Here is a 25,795-nt window from a genome sequence, read left to right as displayed (position 1 = left end):
TCGAATACTAATCAAGGCTAGCTTTGATTATCTGCCAGTAGTTCGTCTGAAATTACCGGCTGGCAGTTGTAGCAAGGGGAGGAGTCCATGTTATATGACTCGGCATTAGAAAAAGAAAACTGTGGTTTTGGCTTGATTGCACACACGCAAGGTCAGGCGAGCCATAAGCTGATCCGTACGGCAATTACTGGCCTGGATAGAATGCAGCACCGTGGGGGCATAGCTGCGGATGGAAAAACTGGAGATGGATGTGGCTTGCTGCTGCAAAAGCCCGATAGTTTTTTCAGAGCAATTGCGGCTGAAAATGACTGGCATCTGGGGAAAAACTATGCCGTGGGTATGGTGTTTCTTAACCAGGATACGTCGTTTGCCAGGCAAGCACGTGAATTCATCAACGAAGAATTAGAAAAAGAAACTTTAACGCTAGTGGGCTGGCGGACAGTACCGACAGATCCAGGTATGCTAGGTCCTATTGCCACAGAGCAATTACCTCAGTTTGAACAGGTGTTTGTGTCTGCACCGGAAGGGTGGCGACCAAAAGACCTGGAACGCCGACTGTATATTGCGCGACGACGTATTGAAAAGCGCCTGGAAGCAGATCCAGACTTTTATATAGCGAGTCTGTCAGGCCTTGTCACTATATACAAAGGCTTGATGATGCCGGCCGATCTGCCAAACTTTTATCTGGATTTGGCAGACATCCGTATGACAAGTGCCATCTGTGTATTTCACCAGCGCTTTTCAACTAACACGCAACCGCGTTGGCCGTTAGCGCAGCCATTCCGGTATCTGGCGCACAATGGTGAAATAAATACCATTACCGGCAACCGCCAGTGGGCAAAAGCGCGTGCTTATAAGTTTGCTTCGCCGTTGTTGCCAGACTTGCAAAATGCTGCGCCGTTTGTCAATGAAAGCGGTTCAGACTCTTCCAGTCTGGACAACATGCTCGAATTATTTCTGGCTGGTGGCATGGATATCTTTCGCGCGATGCGCATGTTGGTGCCGCCTGCCTGGCAAAAAAACCGTGCTATGGATGATGAGCTCAGAGCATTCTACGACTTTAACTCAATGCACATGGAGCCGTGGGATGGCCCAGCAGGCATAGTGATGTCTGATGGTCGTTTTGCGGCGTGTAACCTGGACAGAAATGGCCTGCGACCTGCGCGGTATGTGATCACGCAAGATGGTTTTATTACTTTGGCCTCTGAAGTCGGAATTTGGGATTACGAGCCCGATGAAGTCATTGAGAAAGGCCGTGTTGGACCAGGTGAACTATTGGTGGTGGATACACTGCATGGCAAGATCTGGCAATCCGACGAAATCGACGAAGATCTTAAGGCCAGACACCCATATAAAACCTGGCTAGAGCAAAACGTGAAGCGGCTGACACCATTTGAAGCCCTGGCTGAGGCGGATGCGGGTCAGCGGGATTTTGATGACGATACCTTGCTGACTTATCAAAAGCTGTTTGCGTACAGCAACGAAGAAATTGAGCAAGTGATCCGAGTGATGGGTCAAAATGGCCAGGAAGCAACAGGGTCAATGGGAGATGACACGCCATTTGCCGTGTTGTCGGAAGGGATCCGTTCGCCCTACGACTACTTTAGACAAAAATTCGCACAGGTTACTAATCCACCAATTGACCCGTTACGTGAAAACCACGTGATGTCACTGGCGACCTGTATTGGTCGTGAGCAGAATGTATTTAACGAAACCACCGGGCATGCTAAACGGCTCCAGTTTGATTCACCAGTTTTGACCTATTCAGACATACAGCAATTGTTGGCAGCTGACGATGACCATTACAGTGCGTGTCGTATTTCATTGAACTACGATCCACAAACCGAAAGCTTGCAAAGTGCAATCGCTCGGGTCTGTGATGAAGCACAGGAAAAAGCGGCGCACGGCTGTGTGATGCTGTTATTAAGCGACCGAGCTATCAGTAAAGATACTATGCCGGTACCCGCAGCGATGGCAGTCGGAGCAGTACAGCAACGGTTAGTCAATACCAATCTGCGTTGTGACTCTAACATTATTGTGGAGACGGGCAGTGCGCGCGATCCACATCAGTTTGCAGTGTTGCTCGGGTTTGGTGCAACCGCGGTTTATCCATACCTGGCTTACGAGACGCTGGTTGCTTTGTGCGACAGTAAAGTCATTGAGAAAACTTATCGCGATGTCACTCTAGCTTATCGCAATGCGATTAATAAAGGCCTGTACAAGATCATGTCCAAAATGGGGATCAGTACAATCGCGTCTTATCGTTGCTCTATGCTGTTTGAGGCGGTCGGTCTGTCAGACGAAATCGTTGATATGTGTTTTAAAGGTGTCAGCAGTCGGATACAGGGGGCAGGCTTTGCGGAGTTTGAGGCTGACGGCGTACAGTTACACAAGCTGGCGTATAGCAAGCGCAAGTTACTGTCACACGGCGGTTTATTAAAATTCGTCCATGGTGGCGAGTACCATGCCTATAACCCGGACGTTGTACAGTCACTCCAGGTTGCAGTGCGCTCCGGTAACTACGCGGATTATCAAAAATATGCGGATCTGGTAAACAACCGGCCAGTGACCAATTTACGGGACTTACTCAAGCTCAATACCAGTGGTCCTGCAATAGATGTTGATCAGGTTGAGCCTGCCACTGAGTTATACAAACGTTTTGACTCAGCGGCAATGAGTATTGGTGCGCTTTCACCAGAAGCTCACGAGGCCCTGGCAATTGCTATGAACCGGCTTGGTGGCTGTTCTAACTCCGGTGAAGGTGGTGAGGATAAACTCCGCTTTGGTACGGAGAAAAACTCGCGTATCAAGCAAGTGGCATCAGGCCGTTTTGGGGTGACACCCCATTATCTGCAAAGTGCCGATGTGATCCAGATAAAGGTCGCGCAGGGCGCGAAGCCTGGAGAAGGCGGTCAGTTACCAGGAGAAAAGGTGACGCCTTATATCGCTAAATTAAGATATTCAGTGCCTGGGGTCACCTTGATCTCTCCACCGCCGCACCATGATATTTACTCCATTGAGGACTTAGCGCAGCTGATCTTTGACCTCAAGCAAGTCAACCCTCAGGCCATGATCTCTGTCAAATTGGTGTCTGAGCCTGGAGTGGGCACGATAGCCACCGGTGTGGCGAAGGCCTACGCAGACTTAATTACCATAGCGGGATATGACGGTGGTACAGGCGCCAGTCCGCTTACCTCGGTTAAGTATGCCGGCAGTCCCTGGGAGCTTGGTCTCGCTGAGACTCAGCAGGCTCTGGTTGAAAATGGGCTGCGTCACCGTATCCGTTTACAAACGGATGGTGGCTTGAAAACCGGTCTGGATATCATCAAAGCGGCCATTCTCGGCGCTGAAAGCTTTGGCTTTGGCACCGGACCTATGGTTGCGCTGGGTTGTAAATACCTGCGTATTTGTCACCTCAATAACTGTGCGACAGGTGTCGCAACACAGGACGAGACACTGCGACAGAAGCACTACCATGGCCTGCCAGAAATGGCGATGAATTACTTTCGCTTTATCGCTCAGGAAGCGAGAGAGCTTATGGCGTCGATGGGAGTAAGCAAGCTGACCGATCTGATTGGTCGAACGGACCTGCTTGAGGTGCTGGAAGGTACGACTGCAAGACAGCAAAAGCTTGATCTACAGCCTTTACTGGCAAAACCTGCGAATCCTTCGGGCGAAACGCTCTATTGCAGTGCGCCGAATACATCGCACTACCAAGGGCAACTTAATGAGAGCTTACTGGATAAGGCAAAACAGGCGATAGACGATAAAACAGGCACGTCTTTGGTGAATCGGATCAAAAATACCGATCGTTCCGTGGGCGCCATGTTGTCTGGCTATATTGCATCTCGTCACGGCAATCAGGGGATGGCAGCAGATCCTGTCGTGATTGAGCTACATGGTACTGCCGGACAAGCATTCGGTGTGTGGAATGCCGGAGGATTGGAAATGACTCTGGTTGGCGATGCGAACGACTACGTTGGTAAAGGCATGGCGGGTGGTAAGTTGGTGCTGCGCCCACCGGTTGGTTCGAGCTTCCAGACGCACCTTGCCACGATTGCTGGTAATACCTGCTTGTATGGGGCCACCGGCGGTAAGTTATATGCAGCTGGTCGCGCCGGAGAGCGCTTTGCAGTGCGTAATTCAGGTGTTCAGGCCATAGTGGAAGGGCTGGGTGATAATGGTTGCGAATACATGACTGGGGGCGTGGTATGTGTGCTTGGTCAGGTGGGGGTTAACTTTGGTGCCGGTATGACAGGCGGTTTTGCCTATGTGCTGGACGAAGCAGGGGATTTTGATAAGCGTTATAACCCTGAGCTGGTCGAAGTGTTGTCGCTGGAAGGGCTGGCAACCATGCAGGAGCACTTGCGGGGTTTAATCGCAGAACATCTTGAGCACACGGCATCATGCCGGGCAGAGCAGATCCTGGCTAACTTTGAGTTGTATGTGCCTATGTTTAGGCTCATCAAACCAAAATCTAGCGACGTGAAGAGCTTGTTGGGGCACCGTGCACGCAGCAGTGCTGAATTACGTGTACAGGCACAGTAGGGGGAAGTATGAGCGAAAATGTCTATCAATTTATCGATGTTCAGCGCATCGACCCGAGAAAGAAGCCAATCACGACGCGTAAGAGCTCTTTCGTTGAAATTTACGAACCGTTCTCCAAGCAGCAGGTTAGCTCGCAAGCTGATCGTTGTCTGGATTGTGGTAACCCGTATTGCGAGTGGAAGTGTCCGGTGCACAACTATATTCCGCAGTGGCTGAAATTGATCCGTACAGGCAGGATCCAGGAAGCTGCGGAGTTGTCGCACCGGACCAATAGCCTGCCGGAAGTATGCGGTCGGGTTTGTCCACAAGACAGGCTCTGCGAAGGCTCATGCACATTGAACGATGAGTTTGGTGCTGTGACCATAGGCAATATTGAGAAATACATCACAGACACGGCATTTGCACAGGGCTGGAAGCCCGATATGTCTTATGTGACCTGGACCGATAAAAAGGTAGCCATCATTGGCGCTGGCCCTGCCGGGCTAGGTTGTGCCGATATTCTGGTACGCAATGGGGTGAAACCTGTGGTATTCGATCGCAACCCAGAGATCGGCGGTTTGCTGACGTTTGGCATACCATCATTTAAGCTGGAAAAGTCGGTGATGGAGAAGCGTCGAGAGATATTTACGGAAATGGGGGTGGAGTTTTGCCTGAATACTGAAATTGGCACAGATATCAGCATGGATGAACTACTGTCTCAGTATGATGCGGTGTTTATCGGCGTGGGTACCTATCAGTACATGCGTGCCGGGTTGGATAATGAAGATGCTGAGCAGGTGTATGACGCACTTCCGTTTCTCATTGGTAATACTAACCGCGTGATGGGATACGATGAGAATAAGCAGGCGTATATCGACATGGCAGGCAAACGTGTGGTGGTGTTAGGTGGCGGTGATACCGCGATGGACTGTGTGCGCACTTCTGTGCGCCAGGGCGCGCAGTCGGTAACCTGTGCTTATCGCCGTGATGAAGCCAATATGCCGGGGTCACGTCGTGAGGTAAAAAATGCCAAGGAGGAGGGGGTTAAGTTTAGCTTTAACGTTCAGCCTAAAGGCATCGAATTAGACCAAAACGGCAAGGTAACGGGTGTGCGCATGGTCCGAACTGAACTGGGTGAGCCAGACGAGAACGGGCGCAGGCGGGCACAGGAAGTCTCTGGTTCAGAGCACCTGATTGAAGCTGATGCGGTGATTATGGCGTTTGGTTTTAAACCTCATAACCTGGACTGGCTTGCAGCGTATGACGTTGCCATCAATGAGTGGGGCGGTATTGTTGCCCCTGAAAAAGGCGCATTCACACATCAAACCAGTAATGAAAAAATCTTCGCAGGTGGTGATGCGGTACGTGGCTCTGACTTGGTGGTCACAGCTATCTTTGAAGGCCGGAATGCTGCAGAAGGGATCATGGACTATCTTGGGGTATAAAGTTGTGAAACTTCACTAAGAGTGATTCTGTTTCTAAATAAGCCTACCGTAACTCAGCTGCGCTGTACGGTAGGCTTTTTGTTTTTTGGGGGGAATCGCTCTGTTCTTGGACTGAGTTATCAAGTAGAGTACGCTCAAGCCAGCTGCTGGAGCCGTAAGTATTGATTGAGGGATCCATGAACTACATTACTGTCGCAATCGCTCTGGTAACTATACCGACTAGCTCAGATATTAGTCTGATATTTAAAAATACAGCCTCATCCTCAGAACATATTGTTATTGATGATCAGACTGAATTTCAGTTTTTAGGATCGCTCAGTAATGGAGATAAGGTTTTTAACTATCGTCGTTATTTTAACGGGGGACTGAGGGCGTCTCTGCGCCTAGTCGTGATTGGTGTAAAGCACGATTTAGTGGGCATGTACGAGATAAATGATTGGGCAACACACATTGATGAGTTGTGCGTCTATTTCGATTATCCGGCTTCAACAGGAAATTCTATTTGTCTGGAGAGTGGGCGACTTCCTGTACAGGCCTGGATAGATGGCGCACTTCCCACACTATTTAGGTAGATTTCTCGACAACCTTAAAGTCGGTATCTACACGTTTAGGAACGTTTTGAAAGTGAATATTCAATCAATGCTCCCAGGTTTCTTTGCCGTAGGCCTGCTAACCAGCCTCAAAGTATGTGCTGCATGTACTGTAGTTGACACATCCTGTTCAGTCGCTAAGGCGAGTCAAAAACAAGAGTTTATTTGTGAGGCTTTCATTTGTGGAAATATACATAGTCTGTCTGCTGGATGGGAATATGATAACGGGGCTAGAGTGTCCATAATCGCAAAGGGAAGCGAGAAGGAGGTTTCTATCAATGGCCTGTCTGGCGTAGAAATATCGAGTCCAGATGAGAATGATATGCTTTGTGTTTCAACTGTGTCAGACACAGTTGTCTATTGTGCAAAAGGGCTATTAGGTTATGACAACTAAAAATTGCGGGACGGAAATCGTTTATGTCTAGCTATGTTGACTCGACTCGCATAGTACATTTGAACTGACGGTACACAAGCAATTCAAGTTGTACATTCAGGTACGTGGTAAGAATGACTAGTTTGCTGTCGAGCGTAGCACAGCGTATAACTTTGTAAGGCTGGCCCGCCTCGAGTTTTTAATGCAGTACAGAGTCGACAATCAATCTAGACACAAGCAAACGACATTAGAGGATTTATAAATCATACAAAATCGAGCTTGTCGTTTGCCGGTTTACTTTGTCACAACCCGCCAATCTGCCGCATTACGCCCCTTGCACCTCAAGCAGCTCTTTAGCACTGGCAAGTGTGGTGCTGCTGATTTTGTCGCCACCAAGCAGGCGGGCGATTTCATCAATGCGTTGCTCCTGAACCAGTGGGAGCATAGACGTAAAGGTTTCCCCGCCTTCAACGCGCTTAGATACAAAGAACTGATGATGGCCACTACAGGCAACCTGAGGCAGGTGCGTTACACAGATAACCTGAGTTGACTTACCAAGTAAGCGCAGTTGTTTACCGACCTGAGAAGCGGTTGGGCCGGAGATCCCCACATCGACTTCATCGAAAATCAGGGTGGGGGTGGTTACGCGATTTGCGATAATCACCTGAATGGCCAGACTGATCCGCGATAGTTCACCACCGGAGGCCACTTTGGCCAGCGCTTGCAGAGGTTGACCTGGATTGGTCGAAACCAGGAATTCAATTTGATCCATGCCCAGCTCATTAGGGCGCCTGTCTTCATGTTGACTGAGTTGAATCGCAAAGTGGCCGTTTTCCATTGACAGTTCATGCATGCTTTCACTGATCAGATCATTCAGAGTCAGTGCCGCCTGTGCGCGGCTTTCGCTAAGCTGTGCAGCTGAGATCTGATAGGCGTGTAGTGCCTCCGCGATTTCGTGTTGCAGATCTTCAATGCGTTCGTTGTTAGAGCAAATGGAAGCCAGTTCTTCATGTAACTGCTGATGATGCTGGTGCAGTAATTCCGGGTTGATCTGATGCTTACGTGATAAGGCCATGGCCTGTGCCAGCCTGTCTTCAACGCTCTGGAGACGCTCCGGGTCTTGCTCTATGTTTTCACCATAAGCGCGCAGTTCTCGGCAGCCTTCTTCGAGTTGTACCGCGGCTTCTCCTAATAGCTGACTGATCTCTTGCAATTTGGGATCATAATTACTGAGCTCAATGAAAGTCTGTACGCTATGTTGCAGCTGGCCCAATACTGTCTGATCGTCCTGCTCTGATAGGCACATTAATTCGCGCTGGCAGCTTTCAGCCAGTGTCTGGCTGTGGCTTAGTCGTGTATGTTCCGTTTCAATCTGCTCATACTCACCCTCTTCCAAAGCGAATTCATCCAGCTCCTGAACCTGGTATTCAAGCAGCTGTTTTTTGGCAGCCTGTGCTTGTTGCTGTTTAATAAGCTCGGCATGCTCTTTTTGCAGCGTGTGATAGTGCTGGTATTGAGCGCGTACTGCATGCAGCAAAGTGTCGTGCCCGGCATAGGCATCCAGCAACCCGAGCTGGTGTTCGGGCTTGAGCAATAGCTGATGGGCGTGCTGACCGTGGATGGCGATGAGGCGTTGGCCTAGCTCTTTTAACTGGGCAGCGGTCACCGAATTGCCATTAATAAAACTCTTACTACGGCCATTTTGCATGACGACACGGCGCAATATGCAGTTTTGCTCTTCGTCATCCAACATGAGATCGCTCAGAAATTGCTGTGCGTAGGGGAGCTGTCTGATATCAAACTGAGCGGAGATCTCAGCTTTGGCGGCACCCGGACGAATACTGGCAACATCCGCGCGTTCACCCAGACACAAAGACAATGCATCGATTGCAATGGATTTACCCGCTCCGGTTTCACCTGTGATAGCGGTCATACCTGAACGCCAGTCGATGGTTAATTCGTTAACAATGGCAAAGTTTTTAATTTGCAGACTGATAAGCATGCTGTATATCCAAACAGTATAATTACTGTTAATCTATACAGCATTCTTAGAAAATGCAACTTGAAATTACACTTTGGTGTGTGAGTGCCTTACAGAGCCGCGGCTTTTTGCTGTTGTGTTGAAGAGTCGTCACTTTCGCTCGATGTTACAGACTCTTCCTCATTCTGTACGGCTTCCTGAGCATCGGCTTGAACCGGCGTATCAGGGGTTTGGATCCGAGATATCAGCGCAGGTAATATTTCACTGTAAAATGCTTTATTGTAGGCAAGCCCGGCAGACGGTAACTCGCTGACAAACATAAACAGCTGGTCGGCCAATAAATCCATATTGCCATTTTCCCTGCATTTATTCAGTTCTTTACCTATTGTTGCAAGGAGTTGATCTGTCACACGCTCCAGCGCTTCAAGATTGTCATCATTATGGGCCTGAACAACAAAAAAGTTGCCGACAATGGCGTTAAACTGGGGCGCATGCTTAGGGCGGATCAGTTTATAATTCACAAATTCGCTGATTTTACTTTTAAAGTGGCTGCTGATCTCTTTCAGGCGCTCATTGAACACGCGCTTTTCGGCTTCGCGTGCTTTTTTACGGTTATTCTCAATTACTACATAGACACCTAAAATGGTGATCAACAAAGTAATAGATACGAAAACAACGTAGCTCATGTTGGTTTACTTTTCCCTAAAATAGAAAACAAATTTCACTTATTCTGCTGAACTTCCAGCGCTTAGTAAAGCCTGCTGCCCCAATTTAATTTCTGTCTCAGAACATTGTAGTAGGAATAACTGTCAGGATGAATTAAACGAAGCTTTTTCTCTGCTTTTTTTACGACCACTTCATCTCCGGGGAGCAGCGCGAGTACCACATGGCTGTCGCAACTGACCTGTAAGCTTGCAGTATTCTCCGGACTCAGTTTGAGTTTGACCTGCTTACTGGCATCGACAACGAGTGGTCTGCTTGACAAGGTATGCGGAAACATAGGCACGAGTGCCATGGCATTCAGTTCTGGAGTTAAAATAGGGCCGCCGCCCGACAACGAGTAGGCAGTAGAGCCTGTTGGTGTGGTCACTATCAGGCCATCGGAGCGCTGAGAAAACACAAACTGTTCGTCAATAAAGGCTTCGAATTCGATCATGTGGGCCACTTTATCGGCGTGCAACACTGCTTCATTAACGGCCAGGTTGGCACTTTTTAATTCGGCATGGCGAAATACTTCAACTTCCAATAAAAAGCGCTGTTCCTCAACAAACTTGCCACTCAGCACCTGCTCCAGCTCGGCTTCAAAATCATCCGGATCAAGGTCGGTTAAGAATCCTAAATTGCCTCGGTTTACGCCTATCACAGCCACATCAAATCTGGCCAGTACCCGGGCAGCCCCAAGCATATTACCGTCTCCACCCACAACCACAGCCAGGTCGCAGCGTTCGCCCAGCGCAACCACATCGAGTATATGTGAGTCGGGTAAATCTGCTATCTGTCTGCCTACGCGTTGCTCCACAAAAACTTCATAGCCAAGTGCTTGCAAAAAAGTATACAGGCGTTGTAATGTCAGGGCAGCGCCATCATGGTTGGGTTTTCCAATCAGGCCGATGGTTTTAAATGGTGTGCTCATTCAGTGAGTTTCCTTGGCAAAATATCTGTTGCCAAGATTATCTTAAAATGAATTTGCTTGAAACTCGCAAATTTAGCCTTATTTATAATGTTATGAAACTTAGTGCACGTGATAAACAAGTCTTCTCTGCCGTAATGAGCCTCTACTGTAATGGTGACGGCCACCCTGTGGCATCGAGTAAGATAGCAAAACTAAAAGGTATGGCGGTGTGCTCTGCGACAGTGCGCAACGCCATGGCTCGCCTTGAAAATCAGGGGTTGCTTTTTTCCCCCCATACATCGGCAGGGCGAGTTCCTTCCGATTTGGGGATCAAGTACTGGCTACAAGAGTATTTCGGGCTTGAGGACATTGCGTCTTATTGGGAGCCTGAACGCGAACAATTAACAGGCTTTGCCCATACGTTAAGTCAGAAATACCAAGTGTGTTGTATTGTTGGCTTACCTCAGGTGAGTGAACAGACCATCTTTCGGGTTGAGGTATTAGATTTTGACCGTAAGCACTGGTTGGTATTGCTGATTGACCGCACAGGCCAGTCCAACAATATTTTGATCAATAAACCGGAGTCGAATTCCGATCAGGTGCGCTATCAGTTTGCGGCCTGGATGAATACCGTATTTAGCCAGCAAACACTTAAAGAAGGGCTACACAGAATGCGGGCGATGGCCAAAAGTGCGATGGCCGACTGCCGAGGCTCTTTGATGCAATGGAGCCGTGAGTTAAGTTTGCAGCTGGGCACCGATAACAGCATTGTGGTTGGAGAACGGTATCTGTATAACCGCCTGGAAGGGAACAATGAACTGAATCTGGGTGTGAGCTTTTTGCATCAGGTGGAAGATCATCTGGCATTCAAAAACGGTCTGTCCGTGTTACTTGGTAGCGAACTTAGCTATTTGAATTTAGAACGGTTTGTTGTTCTGAGCGTGCCTTATTTTACGGCCAGCGAATATCAGAGTCGTTTTTGTTTGATTTGCCCGGCCGATGCACCAATTGAAGCAATTATCGGTGAATTTACGCAAATCCCCAAAAAAGAAGCTTGAATAACGAATTTGAATCCCCATAATTACGGCAGTTGTAAAGAATCGGAGAGAATTTTTCATGTCTGAGCAGACAAAAGCCCAAGAGCAGGAACAAGAGTTAGTGCAAGAAGACGTACAGGAAAATACGGCTGAGCAAGCAGAACCAGCGCAAGAGAGTGCACAAACTGAGCAAGCTGAGTTGAGCCCAGAAGAAGAGATTGCAGGTCTGTATGCAGAGCTGGAAGCGGCGAAACAAACCATTGAAGGTCAGAAAGACAGCGTGGTACGTGCCGCTGCAGATTCTGAAAATGTCCGTCGCCGTGCCGCACAGGATGTAGAAAAAGCACAGAAGTTTGCTTTGGAAAAGTTTTCAAATGAGTTGCTACCTGTGGTTGACAACTTAGAGCGCGCCATTGAGTTTGCTGACAAAGAAAACGAAGCGACTAAGTCAATTTTAGAAGGCATCGAAATGACGTTAAAGTCATTTAACGATGCACTGGCTAAGTTTGGTGTTGAAGCGGTAAGCCCGCAAGGGGAAGCGTTCAACCCTGAACTGCATCAGGCAATGTCAATTCAGCCTAGCAATGACGTGTCGCCGAACACAGTATTAGCTGTGATGCAAAAAGGCTACACGTTAAATGGTCGTTTGCTTCGCCCAGCCATGGTGATGGTTTCAAAAGCGGCTGACTGAGCGACAGAAACATAAAGTTATGAAGCCCGCATTAGTGCGGGCTTTTTTGATCTGATTTGCATAGCCCACAGGCTCCTTTTACACTAATTATTAGTATGTTTTAGCAGGCATGACCCGATGAATAAAAAAATCATAGCTGCAACGGCCATAGCGTTAGCATTGGCTGGTTGCAAAACGTCCCCGACCGGGCGTACCCAGATAGCCCTGTATTCAGAGCAGCAGATGGATAAAATGGGGGTGGCGAGCTTTGAGCAAATGAAGCAAGAGCAGACCATAGAGCGCGATGTCAGTACAAATCGCTATGTGAAGTGCATTGCAGATGCACTGATCGCACAGTTACCAGCGCAATACACCCAACAGCAATGGGAAGTGGTAGTCTTTAAAGAATCCAGTGCGAATGCATTTGCCCTGCCAGGCGGTAAGATAGGGGTTCATACCGGACTGTTGAAGGTAGCTAAAAATCAACATCAGCTCGCTGCGGTGATGGGCCATGAAGTCGGCCATGTGATTGCCCAGCATGCCAATGAGCGGGTATCTCAGAACAACCTGTTACAGCTAGGGCTACAGGCTGGTAATGCGGCGCTTGAAATGGGCAATGTGCAGTATCGAAATGCCATCATGCAGGGCCTTGGGTTAGGTGCACAATATGGGATAGCGCTACCATTTAGTCGCACTCATGAAAGTGAAGCGGATGTCATTGGGCTTGATCTGATGGCAAAAGCCGGGTTTAAGCCAGAGGGTGCCGTGGAGCTGTGGCAAAACATGGAAAAAGCCGGAGGAGAGCGCCCGATGGAATTTTTATCCACGCACCCATCGCCGCAAAACAGGATAGCTATGCTACAAAGCAAAATGACACAGGCAAACACACTGGCTGCTGATGCTAAGCGACAGGGGCGTAACCCATCTTGCCGGTAAACTAAAGTTGTTGGGCGGGGCTTTGATAAAAGTTACTGCCCAGTTTGTCGAGCACAATAAACAGTCTGAGATCCAGCTCTAGTTGATGGTAATCCGGTTCCATATGACAACAAAGCTGATAAAACGCTTTGTTATGATCCAATTCTTTAAAATGCGCAAGTTCGTGAACAACCAGTGCTCTTAATACTGCCTCCGGAGCATGTTTCACCAATTGAGAAAGTACAATTTCATAGCGCGTTTTGACTTTTCCGCCGTGTTGTTTACGTGTCTGGCTGTGATGGCCCAGCGTCCCCGTCATCAGATCCCGGCCTTTTGCATAGTGGACTTTATGAAGACGAGGCACGTTTTTCAGGTATTTATTTTTGTAAACATGACAGTAATCGTAAAGTGCCTGCGTATGTTGCAGCTGATGGCCTTGCGGATATTTATTTTTAAAGTAGTTGGCGAGTTTACTGGGCTCCAGCAAGGCTTCGATCTGTGCTTGCAAGCTGGATGGATAGTGCTGAAAGTACTGCAAATAGTTCATAATGGCGGTAGTAAATAGGAAACAAACATTTTAAGCTAGTTAGCTTGTGATCATAACAGGAATAATAATAAATGTATCAAGCCAGTTGTTTATGTGGTGCGGTTAAACTGGGGTTAAACGGGCCCATTTCGAGTATCATCCATTGTCACTGTTCCTTGTGTCGTAAATCTTCAGGCACAGCTTATGCCACAAATGGGTTTGTCAATCGGGACGATTTGCAGATCGTTGCCGGAGAAACACATATTCGTCACTATGCCTTCAAACCTGGCAGGTTACGACATTTTTGTGGCGTTTGCGCATCACCTCTATTCAGTTCTAATGAAGACAACCCGGACAAGCTCAGGTTGCGGCTGGGGATCCTGGATTCTGATATTTCGGAGCGGCCTATGTCGCATAATTATGTGACGTCGAAAGCAAACTGGGAAGAGTTAGATGCCAGCTTACCTCGCTATGAGGCTAAAGAGCCGGGCCGGGAATGATGAGCAGGGCCAGCATGCCCTGCTATTGACAGCTTAGTTGTCTGTCATTGTACAGCAATCAGATGCACGTGAGTTGCCACCTGTTTTTTGCAGTGCCGCTCTTCCTGCACCGCCAACCGCACGCGTTGCTTTTGCTGGTAATGCCGACTGGTCATCAGAGAGTTGTTTAACTGGTTTTTTATTGAGTTTTAATTGCATAGTATTTTCCTTATTGTTGTTTGCCTCTTTAACATCCAGCAAAATCCATTCACTGTCAAGTGGTTAAATTAACGTCTGTTGTTGGGGCTGACGCTCAGCAGGAAAGGGATCTAACACTTGATGCGGTATCCCCAAATCCTGAATAAACTGCCTGGCCAGCAACGGGGCATCATGGTTGTCGGCAGTGTGAAAAAACACATAAGGGGTGCGGCCTTCATTTAACCAGCCACGAATTTTGTTAAGCCAGGGTGCATAAAATGTGCGGTTTGCAGCTAAATCTGAACAACCAACAAAGCGCAGCATCGGTGCCTGAGCAGTAGCGATGACATTTACGGGGACCCGGGGCTTCTTTTGCTGAGCATCCAGGATGGCGGGGGTCGCGGGGGGCTCACTAAACAACGGCCGCGTGTCCATGATAATACGATTCACCCCGGTATGCATTAAGAGCTGGTTAAAGCGTTTTTCTGCGTCCCCCTTGGCAAAAAAATCCCGATGTCTGACTTCAATACCCAGTGTCAGCTCCTTTGGTATTTGTGCTATGAAATCTGCAATTCGGGTTAAGTACTCGGGGCTGCAACTGGCGGGGAGTTGCAACATCACCATGCCAAGGCGTGGAAAGAGTGGCGAGAATAAATCGAGCCACTGCTTGAGTTCTTGCTGGCACTGGCTCAACGCCAGCTCGTGAGAAATGTGTTTCGGGATTTTAAAGGTAAAGCGAAAGGTGTCGGGTACGGCGTTTGACCAGGTCGTGATCGTGTCTGGCTTAGGACTGGCATAAAAGCTGGTATTACCCTCTACACTATTAAAGATTTGTGCATACTCGCGCAACATATCTGCGGTTTTACAGTCACTCGTAAAAAAACGGCCTTTCCAATGCGCTGCGCTCCACTGAGGGCACCCCAAATACAGCATCTCATTCGCTCCCATATTGCTTTGCGTTGGAGTCTAGCAAAGTCCGGATGGAGAAAAAATCGCAACAGCGAAAGAATCCGGCCTTTGTGGGATGACAAAGCGTGGCAATTTTATATAATTGGCGATTAAATTTATCATTCATTATGCCCTTTAGAGTAAGTAGGCAAATAGGATTATTATGCGCTCAATATACTGCGGAAAATTAAACAAGGACCATGTAGGTCAGGAAGTGGAGCTATGTGGCTGGATCAACAAACGTCGCGATCTGGGTGGCCTGATCTTCATTGATCTGCGAGATCGCGAAGGTTTGGTCCAGGTTGTGTTTGATCCAGAAGTAGATGGCCTGATGGATGTTGCTAACACATTGCGCCAAGAGTTCTGTGTTAAAGTGACAGGTACAGTTCGTGCGCGTCCTGAGAGCCAAATTAATCAGGATATGGCAACCGGTGAAGTAGAGATCCTCGGTACTGGTCTGACAATTATTAACCGCGCTGAGCCACTACCGCTGGACTTTAACCAGGAAAACTCAGAAGAGCGTCGTCTGACCTATCGCTACCTTGACCTGCGTCGTCTTGAAATGAGCGACCGCATTAAACTACGCGCTAAAGCATCGAGCTTCGTGCGTCGCTTCCTCGATAGCAATGACTTCCTGGACATTGAAACGCCGGTACTGACTAAAGCAACCCCTGAAGGTGCGCGTGATTATCTGGTACCAAGCCGTGTACACAAAGGGAGCTTCTATGCATTGCCACAGTCGCCTCAGCTGTTTAAACAGTTGCTGATGATGTCTGGCTTTGATCGTTACTATCAAATCGTGAAATGTTTCCGTGACGAAGATTTACGTGCGGATCGTCAGCCTGAATTCACTCAAATCGATTTAGAGACGTCGTTTATGACATCTGATCAGGTACGTGATATCACAGAGCGCTTGATCCGCGAAATGTGGCAGGAACTGCTTGAGGTTGATCTGGGTCAGTTCCCGGTAATGAGCTACGAAGAAGCAATGCGTCGATATGGTTCAGATAAGCCTGACTTGCGTAACCCGTTGGAGCTGATTGACGTTGCTGATCTGGTTAAGGGCGTTGAGTTTAAAGTACTTGCTGGCCCTGCAAATGACGAGAAAGGCCGTGTCGCTGTGTTGACTGTACCAGGCGGTGCGTCATTGTCTCGTAAGCAAATTGATGAGTATACAAAGTTTGTTGGTATCTATGGGGCCAAAGGCCTGGCATGGATGAAGGTGAACGATCTGGACGCTGGCCTTGAAGGCATTCAGTCGCCGATTGCCAAGTTCCTGAATGAAGAAGTGATCAAAGGGATCCTGGCACGCACAAATGCACAGACTGGCGACATTATCCTGTTTGGTGCTGATAAGCGTAATGTTGTTAACGAAGCTATGGGTGCACTGCGTCTGAAAGTGGGCCTGGACCTTGAGCTGACAAACCTGAACCAGTGGGCACCGCTGTGGGTTGTTGATTTCCCAATGTTTGAGGAAGATGACGAAGGTAACCTGCACGCAGTACATCACCCGTTCACAGCACCTAAAGATATTTCAGCGGCAGAGCTGGAAGCCAATCCGGCTGGTGCAATCTCAGATGCCTACGACATGGTATTGAACGGATACGAAGTCGGCGGGGGTTCTGTGCGGATCCACAACAACGATATGCAGCAAGCGGCTTTCCGTATCCTGGGTATTGATGAACAAGAGCAGCAAGACAAATTCGGCTTCCTGCTGGATGCACTGAAGTACGGTACTCCCCCTCATGCGGGTCTGGCATTTGGTCTGGATCGTCTGGTCATGCTGCTGTGTGGTACAGACAACATCCGTGATGTGATTGCGTTCCCGAAAACGACTCAGGCATCGTGTCTGATGACCAATGCACCTAGCGTTGCAAACCCGGATGCACTGAAAGAGCTCGCGGTAACAGTAACTGCGCAGCAAAAAGATGCTGAATAATTACAGCGAATAGAATGAAAGAGCGGCGATTATGCCGCTTTTTTTTATTCTGCAAGTTATACATAACTGGAAATCCATACAGTATTTTGGCATGATAGCGAAAAAACAACGAGAGTATGCGCCTTGGCAGTAATTTTAGGCATAGATCCAGGCTCCAGGCTGACCGGATACGGCGTAGTTAAGCGTCAAGGCAGTCAGTTTCAATATCTGGGCAGCGGTTGTATTCGACTTGGTGATAAGCCATTTCCACAACGACTACAGATGATTTATCAGGGCGTAAGCCAGATTATCGAACAGTTTAACCCGCAGGGGTTTGCGATTGAGCAAGTCTTTATGGCACATAACCCTGATTCCGCTTTAAAGCTCGGTCAGGCACGTGGTGCAGCCATTGTCGCGGCCACGATGAATGAGATTGAGGTATTTGAATATTCAGCCCGGCAGGTCAAACAAGCCGTTGTTGGCACCGGCGGAGCGAATAAGTCTCAGGTTCAGGAAATGGTGAAACGACTATTAAAACTCCCGGGTACTCCCCAGGCCGATGCCGCTGATGCGCTGGCCATTGCAATTTGTCATGCACATTCAGAGCAAAATCTGATCAAGCTGGCAGGTAATGCGAAAAAAACCGTACGAGGAAGATTGAGGTAATTATGATAGGCAGACTCAAAGGTATTCTGGTAGAAAAACAGCCACCAGAGATCCTGTTAGACGTAAGTGGCATCGGCTATGAAGTGCAAATGCCGATGACGTGCTTTTATGAGTTACCTCAGGCGGGTAATGAAGCAACCATCTATACTCATTTTGTGGTGCGCGAAGATGCACAATTACTGTTTGGCTTTAACCACAAAACTGAGCGGGCGTTATTTCGCGAGTTGATCAAGGCCAATGGTGTTGGCCCTAAGCTGGCACTGGCGATTTTATCCGGTATGTCGGCGGAGCAGTTTGTACAGTGTGTTAATCAGGGCGACGCGTCTACTTTGGTGAAAATCCCGGGTGTAGGCAAGAAAACCGCTGAGCGGCTGGTGCTTGAGATGAAAGACAAGCTGAAGAACTTTGGTCATGATTTGCTGACTCCATTCAGCGATAACGCTATTTTAGCGCCTCAGGAAGATCCTACTGTGGCAAATACGCCTGAAGATGATGCGTTGGCAGCATTGTTAGCACTTGGCTATAAACCCGCACAAGCACAAAAAGCACTGAAAGCGGTGAGTAAACCAGGCATGGATACCGAAGGGCTGATCAAAGAAGCCCTGAGATCTATGATGTAAGAAAGGCTGATTAAATAATTATGATTGAAGCAGACAGACTCATTGAGCCAGAAGTGCAGGGCAGTGAAGAGGCCGTAGACAGAGCAATACGACCTAAGTTGTTGGCGGACTATACCGGTCAGCAGCATGTAAAGCAGCAAATGGAAATCTTCATTGAAGCAGCGCGCAGTCGTGAGGAAGCACTCGATCACTTGCTGATATTTGGCCCGCCGGGCTTAGGTAAAACGACCTTGGCAAATATTGTGGCGAATGAGCTGGGTGTGAATATTAAAACCACCTCAGGGCCGGTGCTTGAAAAAGCCGGCGACCTTGCTGCAATGCTGACTAATCTGGAGCAAGGGGATGTGTTGTTTATTGATGAAATACATCGTTTGAGTCCTCAGGTTGAAGAGATCCTATACCCTGCAATGGAAGATTATCAGCTCGACATTATGATTGGTGAAGGGCCCGCCGCGCGGTCGATTAAACTGGACTTGCCACCGTTTACTTTGGTGGGGGCTACGACCCGCGCGGGATCTCTGACTTCCCCTCTGAGAGATCGTTTCGGTATTGTGCAACGTCTTGAGTTTTACTCTGTGGCTGAGCTGGCATCGATTGTGTCGCGCTCTGCGCATTTTCTTAATCTTGAAATCAGTGACGCGGGTGCGGTTGAAGTGGCGAAACGTGCCCGAGGCACCCCGCGTATTGCTAATCGCTTGTTGCGACGGGTTCGGGATTTCGCCCAGGTTAAAGGAGACGGCAGCGTAGACGAGCTGATTGCGAGTCAGGCGCTGGACATGGTTGACGTCGATAAATGTGGTTTTGATTACATGGATCGTAAGTACTTACTTGCAATTATTGAAAAATTCATGGGGGGTCCTGTGGGTTTGGATAATCTGGCAGCGGCCATAGGTGAAGAGCGTGAAACCATAGAAGATGTGATAGAACCTTACCTGATCCAGCAGGGCTTTATTCAGCGTACGCCCAGAGGACGGATCGTATCAGACAGGGCTTATCTGCATTTCGATTTAGCGAAACCAGACGACTAACACATACTCTTAATTCTCAGACGACCTTGCCAGGCAGCGCGCAATGCGCTTCCTGGGTCTTACACTCCTATCTCTGCACACTTGTATTCATTTCATGCTCATTTTGCTTCATTTATTTTAAGCGGATCAAGATTCTGATGTGTTTGTAAACTGCGGACAAAAAAAAGCCCGCACAGTGTGCGGGCGAAAACAACAAGTTGAAGGAAGTAATCCAGGGAACAGATGAGTACATTAAGGTGTTATCCAAAATTTCCTCATCATGACTGCAGAATAAATCAGACTTCTGCGGCCTAAGTAACTGTGCATTTGCATTGAGAGATGCTGCTCGCTCAGTACGGGGAGTATAATAAGGCGACTGAGGGATTTTATCAAACTAGAAAAATTGCAGTTTTGCTATAAAAAAAACTAATGCGATGAGTTTCTTCAGTCCCTTATTGAATAAAACATAAACTGATGGTGTTTTGTAAGCTTTTGTAAAATAAGGTTTTGTATTTATTATACTCAATTTGTGAATATTAGATTATTTGTTGTTAATTGGTATTACCAATCGGTTTTTGAGGGTTTATTCGGAGATAGTGAATAAAACTTTACTTTTATGCAGGTTGCATAAATAAATAAACACGCTCAATGCTGTACTGTTCCGACCACATTAATTTTCTGTCACAAACACGCGCTAGGCTTTGCAAATAAGGATCAAGTTTACTTTTTTATGGGCTGTTTTTATTGCTAACCGTGTGTAATGAAGGTGGGGTTTTGTGTGAGCTATATTTGCTCCGGTGCTGGGTGGAGGTCCGTCAATCGGGCCAAAATATAGAGTCAAGGGGCTGAATGTGCGAATTATCGGCATTTAAGTGGATTTTACGGCATTGAGATTGTAAGCCCTTATTAGTGTGGTTAAACTACCTGAACCTTTTTGCTGGCTTACAGTCAATACGGTGACGGCTGCCTTGGCCGAGAACACAATTATTTTCTAGGAGTATAACAACGTGGAATCGGGACTTAATTTCGTAGATCTCATTTTAGAAGCCAGTATCCTCGTGCAACTTGTAATGTTGACACTGGTCGGCATGTCGGTTGCTTCATGGGCCATTATTTTTCAGCGCCGCAGCATACTGGCGCAGTCTCTGGCAGATGCGAAAAAATTTGAACAAAAGTTCTGGTCGGGAATGGATTTGGGCAAGTTATATAATGAAATTACGGCCAGAGCGGGTAGCTCAAGTGGCTTAGAAGCGCTGTTTGTATCCGGATTTAAAGAATTTGCACGCCACAAAAAACAAAACACAGGATCGGCGAGCATGATCATAGAAGGGACACATCGCTCTATGCGCGTAGCTCTGTCACGCGAAGTTGAGAAAGTTGAGTCCGGATTATCATTTTTGGCAACGGTTGGCTCTATCAGCCCTTACATCGGCCTATTCGGTACTGTTTGGGGGATCATGAATGCATTTATTGCGCTGGGTGAAGTAAAGCAGGCAACGTTGCAAATGGTTGCGCCTGGTATTGCTGAAGCCTTGATTGCGACGGCCATGGGCCTGTTTGCGGCTATTCCGGCGGTCATGGCATATAACCGCTTTGCAAAGAATGTAGAAAAGCTGGAGTCAAACTACATCAACTTCATGGAAGAGTTTGCCAATATTCTGCATCGCCAGGCTGCCAGCTTAACTGAGGCTAAGCAAAATGTATCAGCATAAGAGACGTCGCCCAGTCGCAGAGATCAATGTGGTGCCATACATTGATGTTATGCTGGTGCTGTTAATCATCTTTATGGCAACGGCGCCGCTGATCACGCATGGTGTTAAAGTGGACTTACCGCAGATGGAGGAGTCTGATCTGGTAGACACCAAAGACGCGCCACCCATTATCGCCAGTATCGATGCTGAGGGCCGTTACTACGTCTCTGTAGGAACCGATCCGGAAGCACCAATGGATGCCGTCGAAGTGGCAGCCATTATTAAGCTGAAGTTACAGCAAAATCCGGAGACCCCGGTGATGATTAAAGGCTCAGGGCATGTGTCATATCAGGAAGTTCTGTTACTCATGGACTTTTTGAAAAATGCCGGTGTGCCGTCTGTTGGGCTAATGACTAAATCGTTTGAGGACAGTTAATGGATGCTTTAACCAGCGGCATATTTAAGTCATTTTTACTTCATTTCGCGATAGCCGGGTTATTGTTTGCAACGGCTAATTTCCAATTTTCCAGCCCGAGTGTGATGGAAGTTCAGCTTAATCCGGCCGTTAATGAAATTGAAGAAGTCAAAGCCGTGTCAGCGATATCGGTTGACCAGCAGGCTGTAGAAAAGAAGATTGCTCAGCTTCGTGAAAAAGAAGCGCAACAAAAACGAGCCGAAGAGAAACGGATCCGTGATTTAGAGCGTCGTGCTGTTCAGGCACGTAAAGACCGTGAAGCCGAAGCCCGTCGGATCAAAAAGCTAGAGCAACAGCGTCTGGCTAAGCTTGAAGAAAAGCGTAAGGCAGAAGCGCAGGCGAAACGTGCCCAGGAAATTCAAAACAAAGAGCGTCAGCAGGCTGAAAAAGCCCGCCAGGAAGCCCATGCCGCTGAGCAGGCCGCTAAAGCCGCTGCCGAAAAGCGTAAAGCTGAGGAAGACAGGTTGAGACAGGCGGAAGCCAAGCGCAAGCAACAAGAAGAAGAAGCTAAACGTAAGGCTCAGGCTGCTGAAGAAGCGCGCCAAAAAGCTTTGCAAGAGCAACTGCTTCAGGAGCAATTGGCGCAGGAACAAGCCGCCAGAGCCAAGGTCCGCCAGCAACAGATCCTGACGGAAGTCGACAAGTACAAAGCACTGATCATGCAGCGGATCCAATCCAACCTGCTGATTGATGAGAAAATGAAGGGTAAGCAGTGTCGTCTGAATATTCGCCTGGGCTTCAATGGCCTGGTGACACAAGCAGAGTCACTCGGTGGTGACAAACTGGTGTGTGAAGCGGCTTTACGAGCAGTGCGAATGGCGGATACGTTACCTGTTTCTGAAAATAAAGATGTTTTCGAACAGCTTAAGAATATTAACCTGACGATTAAACCAACTCTATAAAGGAAGACCATGTACAACCATTTAAGAAATTTACTCTTGGTTCTGGCTTTCGCTGCGCAGGGGGTCGCCTACGCAGCACTGGAGATCGTAATTACAGAAGGGGTTGACAGTGCCCGACCGATTGCGATAGCTCCGTTTAAATACATTGGCAATGGCGAAGCACCTGCTGAGCTGAGTTCAGTGATTGCAGCGGATTTGATCCGCAGTGGTAAGTTTAAGCCGGTGGCAGAGGAGCAAATGCCTCAGCTACCAACAACGGATGAAGAGGTAGATTACGACGCCTGGGTTGAACTAGGCGTCGAAGCCGTTGTTGTGGGCACCATTACTCAACAGCCTGCGAATCGTTTTCTGGTGAAATATGAGCTGATCGATGTGATCCGTGCTCAAATCACCGGTGGGGAAACGCGCATGATGACCAACGGCAAATTGATGAAAAGCCAGGATCATATCCTGGAGGCGCGCCAGAGTGTTATTGATGCGCAGAGTTTTCGCTATTACGCGCACCAGATCAGCGACGTTGTTTACGAATCTCTGACGGGTGAAAAAGGCGCATTTCGTACTAAAATTGCCTATGTCATTGTTCGTGAAGAGCAGGATAAACCTTATCAGCTGGTTGTAGCAGATTATGACGGCTACAATGAACAGGTGCTGTTGCGCTCTAAAGAGCCTTTGATGTCGCCGGCCTGGTCACCGGATGGTAACAAACTGGCGTATGTCACGTTTGAGAATCGTCAGTCACAAATTTATATTCAGGATATCTATACGGGTAAGCGTGAGATCTTAACCAGTTATTCCGGGATTAATGGTGCACCGCAATTTTCTCCTGACGGCACACAAATGTTGATCGTGTTGTCAAAAGATAAAGGCGGCGCAACAGAAGTCTATTTGATTGATCTTGAAACGCGTAAAGAAAGACGTCTGACAAAGCACCGTAGTATAGATACTGAGCCAACCTGGCACCCAAATGGCAAAGAAATAGTCTATACATCTGAAAGGGGTGGTAATGCCCAGATATATAAGTTAAATTTAGATACAGGAAGATCACGGCGTGTCACTTTTGACGGCGACATGAACTTAGCCGGGTCAATCACGCCAGATGGTAAACAACTGGTAATGGTAAATCGTACATTAGGCCGTTACCATATTGCCAAGAAAGAATTGGACTCTGGGCTGTTTCAGGTATTAACGCGCACCAGACTCGATGAATCACCGAGTATTGCGCCGAACGGCTCTATGATTATTTATAGTACCTTGCATAATAATAAGCAGGTACTGGCGTTGGTGTCGATGGATGGCCGCTTTAAGGCTCGCCTGCCGGTATTAGACGGACAGGTTAAGGCACCAGCTTGGTCGCCATTTTTACAGTAATTTTGCTGGTAAGACTTATAAAAGATATAGGAATATACTCGATGCAACTTAACAAAACTCTCAAGGCCCTTTTGGTCGCGTTGCCTGTGATGACGCTGGCTGCATGTAGCTCGTCGTCAGATGTTGGTGAAGGCGCTGGCAGCGAAACAAATGCAGCTTCTGCAAACAATGGCAGCAACGTTGATGTGAACACAGCAACACGCCAAAAATCAGCAGAAGAGCTACTGAAAGAAAAGTATGAAGCGTTGCGTCAAGAGCAGATCGTATACTTCGACTTTGACCGGTCTACTGTACGCAGCGAATTTGTAGAGCTGCTACAAGCACACGCTGATTTCCTGGTTAAAAACCCAAGTGTAAAAGTACTGATTGAAGGTCATGCCGATGAGCGTGGTACACCTGAGTACAACATCGCACTGGGCGAAAGCCGTGGTAAAGCCGTTGCTAAGTACTTACAGAGCTTGGGTGTATCTGACAGCCAAATTTCTGTTGTGAGCTACGGTGAAGAGAAGCCGATGGATAAAGCGCGCAACGAAGAAGCTTTTGCTAAGAACCGCCGCGCGGTACTGGTATACTAATTGTAAAGAGATGCTATGAAGCCGAATACTATTTTGGCAGCCATCATCTTAGTCAGCGGGAGCTCCCAATTGTGGGCAGCTCCCGCTGCTGTATCTGATGCTGCTGGTGCTACCCAAACTATTGAACAACGTTTGTCTGTGCTTGAAAATCTGATGCGTAACCGCAACTTGATCCAGGCTGAACTGCAAACGCAACTTGATCAACTTCAGGACGAAGTGAGCCAGATCCGTGGTGTGACAGAGGAACAAAGTTACAAACTCGAAAAAGTACTGCAGCGCCAACGAGAGCTGTACCAGGAAATCGAAACACGTGTCACCCAAGTCTATGAGCAAAGCAAGCAGCTGCAACCCGTTGTGACGCCTGATAGTGCGACTGCGCAGGCTGTGAGCACGGACTTATCTGAAAATGAAGCCTATGACAGAGCGGTTGCTTTGATCATGAAAGATAAGCGCTACGACGCCGCTATTCCTGAATTTGAAGGCTTCTTAAAGCAGTTCCCAAATTCTGTTTATATTCCGAATGCACATTATTGGCTGGGTCAGCTTCAGTCTATTAAGAATCAGGATGCTCAGGCCATGGTGCACTTCCGTACAGTGGTTGATCAGTTTGCTGACTCAAATAAGCGACCTGATGCGATGTTAAAGCTGGGGACCTTACTGCAAAAAGTGGGGCAATCTGCTGAAGCCAAGGCTCTGTTTGAGAATTTAATCAAAGAATACCCCAGTACCACAGCGGCAAAACTGGCGACAGAACGACTCAGCAAAATATAAATGGCTGAATTTTTCTCAGAGTGATTTAAAATTAGGCGCTTAGACGCGAAAATTGAAAAAAACAGGCGATTTCGGTTGCACAAGATTTTTAAATAAGTATTATAAGCGCCCGCAGCAGCCGATAGTGTTACACACTTCTTGCAGCGAAACAATTTAGTGGGTCATTAGCTCAGTTGGTAGAGCAGTGGACTTTTAATCCATTGGTCGATGGTTCGAGTCCATCATGACCCACCATTCAAATTTGTTATATTTACTTTAAGTAAAACCAGAGCGGGTCATTAGCTCAGTTGGTAGAGCAGTGGACTTTTAATCCATTGGTCGATGGTTCGAGTCCATCATGACCCACCATTCAAATTTGGTCTATAACTTAAGTAACTCCGAGCGGGTCATTAGCTCAGTTGGTAGAGCAGTGGACTTTTAATCCATTGGTCGATGGTTCGAGTCCATCATGACCCACCATTCAAATTTGGTGTATTACTTAAGTATCTTCGAGCGGGTCAT

The 25,795-nt window shown here is 47.8% G+C and carries 24 protein-coding genes and 3 tRNA genes; 21 read left to right on the top strand and 6 right to left on the bottom strand.

Annotation, left to right across the window (positions count from 1 at the left end):
• Positions 1-87: 87 nt before the first annotated feature.
• From gltB to QNM19_RS09045, 4 genes are all read left to right on the top strand, one after another.
• Complete coding sequence (gltB, locus tag QNM19_RS09060) at positions 88-4,548, top strand: glutamate synthase large subunit (RefSeq protein ID WP_284026612.1); 4,461 nt, start codon at positions 88-90, stop codon at positions 4,546-4,548.
• A gap of 8 nt (positions 4,549-4,556) precedes the next feature.
• Positions 4,557-5,972 (top strand): FAD-dependent oxidoreductase, encoded by a 1,416-nt coding sequence (locus tag QNM19_RS09055; protein ID WP_049863985.1) that lies wholly within the window; start codon positions 4,557-4,559, stop codon positions 5,970-5,972.
• 176 nt (positions 5,973-6,148) lie between these two features.
• Positions 6,149-6,544, top strand: coding sequence for a hypothetical protein (locus QNM19_RS09050; protein WP_049863984.1), 396 nt, complete (start codon positions 6,149-6,151; stop codon positions 6,542-6,544).
• A 46-nt stretch (positions 6,545-6,590) separates the two neighbouring features.
• Entirely contained in the window at positions 6,591-6,956 is a 366-nt protein-coding gene (locus QNM19_RS09045) for a hypothetical protein (protein WP_156202225.1), read from the top strand.
• A 304-nt stretch (positions 6,957-7,260) separates the two neighbouring features.
• Here QNM19_RS09045 and recN read toward each other — a convergent pair whose 3' ends face one another.
• The 3 genes from recN to nadK all read right to left on the bottom strand — a co-directional run bounded on the left by recN (position 7,261) and on the right by nadK (position 10,549).
• Positions 7,261-8,937 (bottom strand): DNA repair protein RecN, encoded by a 1,677-nt coding sequence (gene recN, locus QNM19_RS09040; protein WP_049863982.1) that lies wholly within the window; start codon positions 8,935-8,937, stop codon positions 7,261-7,263.
• An 89-nt stretch (positions 8,938-9,026) separates the two neighbouring features.
• Entirely contained in the window at positions 9,027-9,602 is a 576-nt protein-coding gene (locus QNM19_RS09035) for a hypothetical protein (RefSeq protein ID WP_284026611.1), read from the bottom strand.
• 62 nt (positions 9,603-9,664) lie between these two features.
• Positions 9,665-10,549 (bottom strand): NAD(+) kinase, encoded by an 885-nt coding sequence (gene nadK, locus QNM19_RS09030; protein ID WP_049866358.1) that lies wholly within the window; start codon positions 10,547-10,549, stop codon positions 9,665-9,667.
• Positions 10,550-10,641: 92 nt separating this feature from the next.
• Between nadK and QNM19_RS09025 the strand changes: the two genes are divergently transcribed.
• The 3 genes from QNM19_RS09025 to QNM19_RS09015 all read left to right on the top strand — a co-directional run bounded on the left by QNM19_RS09025 (position 10,642) and on the right by QNM19_RS09015 (position 13,171).
• Positions 10,642-11,586, top strand: a complete 945-nt coding sequence (locus QNM19_RS09025; RefSeq protein WP_284026610.1) for an HrcA family transcriptional regulator — start codon at positions 10,642-10,644, stop codon at positions 11,584-11,586.
• Positions 11,587-11,644: 58 nt separating this feature from the next.
• Positions 11,645-12,256, top strand: coding sequence for a nucleotide exchange factor GrpE (gene grpE, locus QNM19_RS09020; RefSeq protein ID WP_010382216.1), 612 nt, complete (start codon positions 11,645-11,647; stop codon positions 12,254-12,256).
• Between the two features lie 117 nt (positions 12,257-12,373).
• The gene (locus QNM19_RS09015; RefSeq protein ID WP_049866356.1) at positions 12,374-13,171 is read left to right on the top strand and encodes a M48 family metallopeptidase; all 798 of its coding nucleotides are present in this window, start codon (positions 12,374-12,376) and stop codon (positions 13,169-13,171) included.
• Position 13,172: 1 nt separating this feature from the next.
• Here the strand turns inward: QNM19_RS09015 and QNM19_RS09010 are convergent, their stop codons facing one another.
• Positions 13,173-13,697 carry a M48 metallopeptidase family protein gene (locus tag QNM19_RS09010; RefSeq protein WP_049866355.1) on the bottom strand — a complete coding sequence of 175 codons (525 nt, stop codon included), beginning with the start codon at positions 13,695-13,697 and terminating at the stop codon, positions 13,173-13,175.
• A gap of 71 nt (positions 13,698-13,768) precedes the next feature.
• Between QNM19_RS09010 and QNM19_RS09005 the strand changes: the two genes are divergently transcribed.
• Positions 13,769-14,176 carry a GFA family protein gene (locus tag QNM19_RS09005; RefSeq protein ID WP_049866354.1) on the top strand — a complete coding sequence of 136 codons (408 nt, stop codon included), beginning with the start codon at positions 13,769-13,771 and terminating at the stop codon, positions 14,174-14,176.
• Positions 14,177-14,209: 33 nt separating this feature from the next.
• Here the strand turns inward: QNM19_RS09005 and QNM19_RS09000 are convergent, their stop codons facing one another.
• Positions 14,210-14,374 carry a hypothetical protein gene (locus QNM19_RS09000; protein ID WP_157576681.1) on the bottom strand — a complete coding sequence of 55 codons (165 nt, stop codon included), beginning with the start codon at positions 14,372-14,374 and terminating at the stop codon, positions 14,210-14,212.
• Between the two features lie 63 nt (positions 14,375-14,437).
• Positions 14,438-15,286, bottom strand: coding sequence for a DUF72 domain-containing protein (locus tag QNM19_RS08995; protein ID WP_049866359.1), 849 nt, complete (start codon positions 15,284-15,286; stop codon positions 14,438-14,440).
• A gap of 178 nt (positions 15,287-15,464) precedes the next feature.
• On the opposite strand from QNM19_RS08995, the gene aspS reads away from it, so the two are divergent.
• From aspS to QNM19_RS08930, 13 genes are all read left to right on the top strand, one after another.
• Complete coding sequence (gene aspS / locus QNM19_RS08990) at positions 15,465-17,240, top strand: aspartate--tRNA ligase (RefSeq protein ID WP_284026609.1); 1,776 nt, start codon at positions 15,465-15,467, stop codon at positions 17,238-17,240.
• Between the two features lie 123 nt (positions 17,241-17,363).
• Complete coding sequence (gene ruvC / locus QNM19_RS08985) at positions 17,364-17,885, top strand: crossover junction endodeoxyribonuclease RuvC (RefSeq protein WP_010382203.1); 522 nt, start codon at positions 17,364-17,366, stop codon at positions 17,883-17,885.
• Positions 17,886-17,887: 2 nt separating this feature from the next.
• Positions 17,888-18,505 (top strand): Holliday junction branch migration protein RuvA, encoded by a 618-nt coding sequence (ruvA, locus tag QNM19_RS08980; RefSeq protein WP_010382201.1) that lies wholly within the window; start codon positions 17,888-17,890, stop codon positions 18,503-18,505.
• A 20-nt stretch (positions 18,506-18,525) separates the two neighbouring features.
• Positions 18,526-19,533 carry a Holliday junction branch migration DNA helicase RuvB gene (gene ruvB / locus QNM19_RS08975; RefSeq protein ID WP_284026608.1) on the top strand — a complete coding sequence of 336 codons (1,008 nt, stop codon included), beginning with the start codon at positions 18,526-18,528 and terminating at the stop codon, positions 19,531-19,533.
• Positions 19,534-20,519: 986 nt separating this feature from the next.
• Positions 20,520-21,224: a protein TolQ gene (tolQ, locus tag QNM19_RS08970; RefSeq protein WP_010382197.1), complete on the top strand. Its 705-nt coding sequence runs from the start codon at positions 20,520-20,522 to the stop codon at positions 21,222-21,224.
• Complete coding sequence (gene tolR, locus QNM19_RS08965; RefSeq protein ID WP_010382196.1) at positions 21,211-21,639, top strand: protein TolR; 429 nt, start codon at positions 21,211-21,213, stop codon at positions 21,637-21,639. Before tolQ ends, tolR begins: the two co-directional genes overlap by 14 nt.
• Positions 21,639-22,580 (top strand): cell envelope integrity protein TolA, encoded by a 942-nt coding sequence (tolA, locus tag QNM19_RS08960; protein ID WP_049866421.1) that lies wholly within the window; start codon positions 21,639-21,641, stop codon positions 22,578-22,580. Before tolR ends, tolA begins: the two co-directional genes overlap by 1 nt.
• Positions 22,581-22,589: 9 nt before the next feature.
• Positions 22,590-23,948 (top strand): Tol-Pal system beta propeller repeat protein TolB, encoded by a 1,359-nt coding sequence (gene tolB, locus QNM19_RS08955; protein WP_049866420.1) that lies wholly within the window; start codon positions 22,590-22,592, stop codon positions 23,946-23,948.
• A gap of 41 nt (positions 23,949-23,989) precedes the next feature.
• Entirely contained in the window at positions 23,990-24,523 is a 534-nt protein-coding gene (pal, locus tag QNM19_RS08950; protein WP_049866419.1) for a peptidoglycan-associated lipoprotein Pal, read from the top strand.
• A 15-nt stretch (positions 24,524-24,538) separates the two neighbouring features.
• A complete protein-coding gene (ybgF, locus tag QNM19_RS08945) occupies positions 24,539-25,294 on the top strand; it encodes a tol-pal system protein YbgF (protein WP_049866418.1) in 756 nt (251 codons plus the stop codon).
• Between the two features lie 158 nt (positions 25,295-25,452).
• Positions 25,453-25,528 (top strand) — tRNA-Lys (locus QNM19_RS08940).
• 38 nt (positions 25,529-25,566) lie between these two features.
• A tRNA-Lys gene (locus QNM19_RS08935) sits at positions 25,567-25,642 on the top strand.
• Between the two features lie 35 nt (positions 25,643-25,677).
• Positions 25,678-25,753 (top strand) — tRNA-Lys (locus tag QNM19_RS08930).
• Positions 25,754-25,795: the final 42 nt, after the last annotated feature.

This window comes from Pseudoalteromonas ardens (assembly GCF_030125445.1).
GTDB lineage: Bacteria > Pseudomonadota > Gammaproteobacteria > Enterobacterales > Alteromonadaceae > Pseudoalteromonas > Pseudoalteromonas ardens.
The sequence above is the reverse complement of the archived record's forward strand: the minus strand, read 5'-3'. Positions and strand labels throughout refer to the sequence as shown.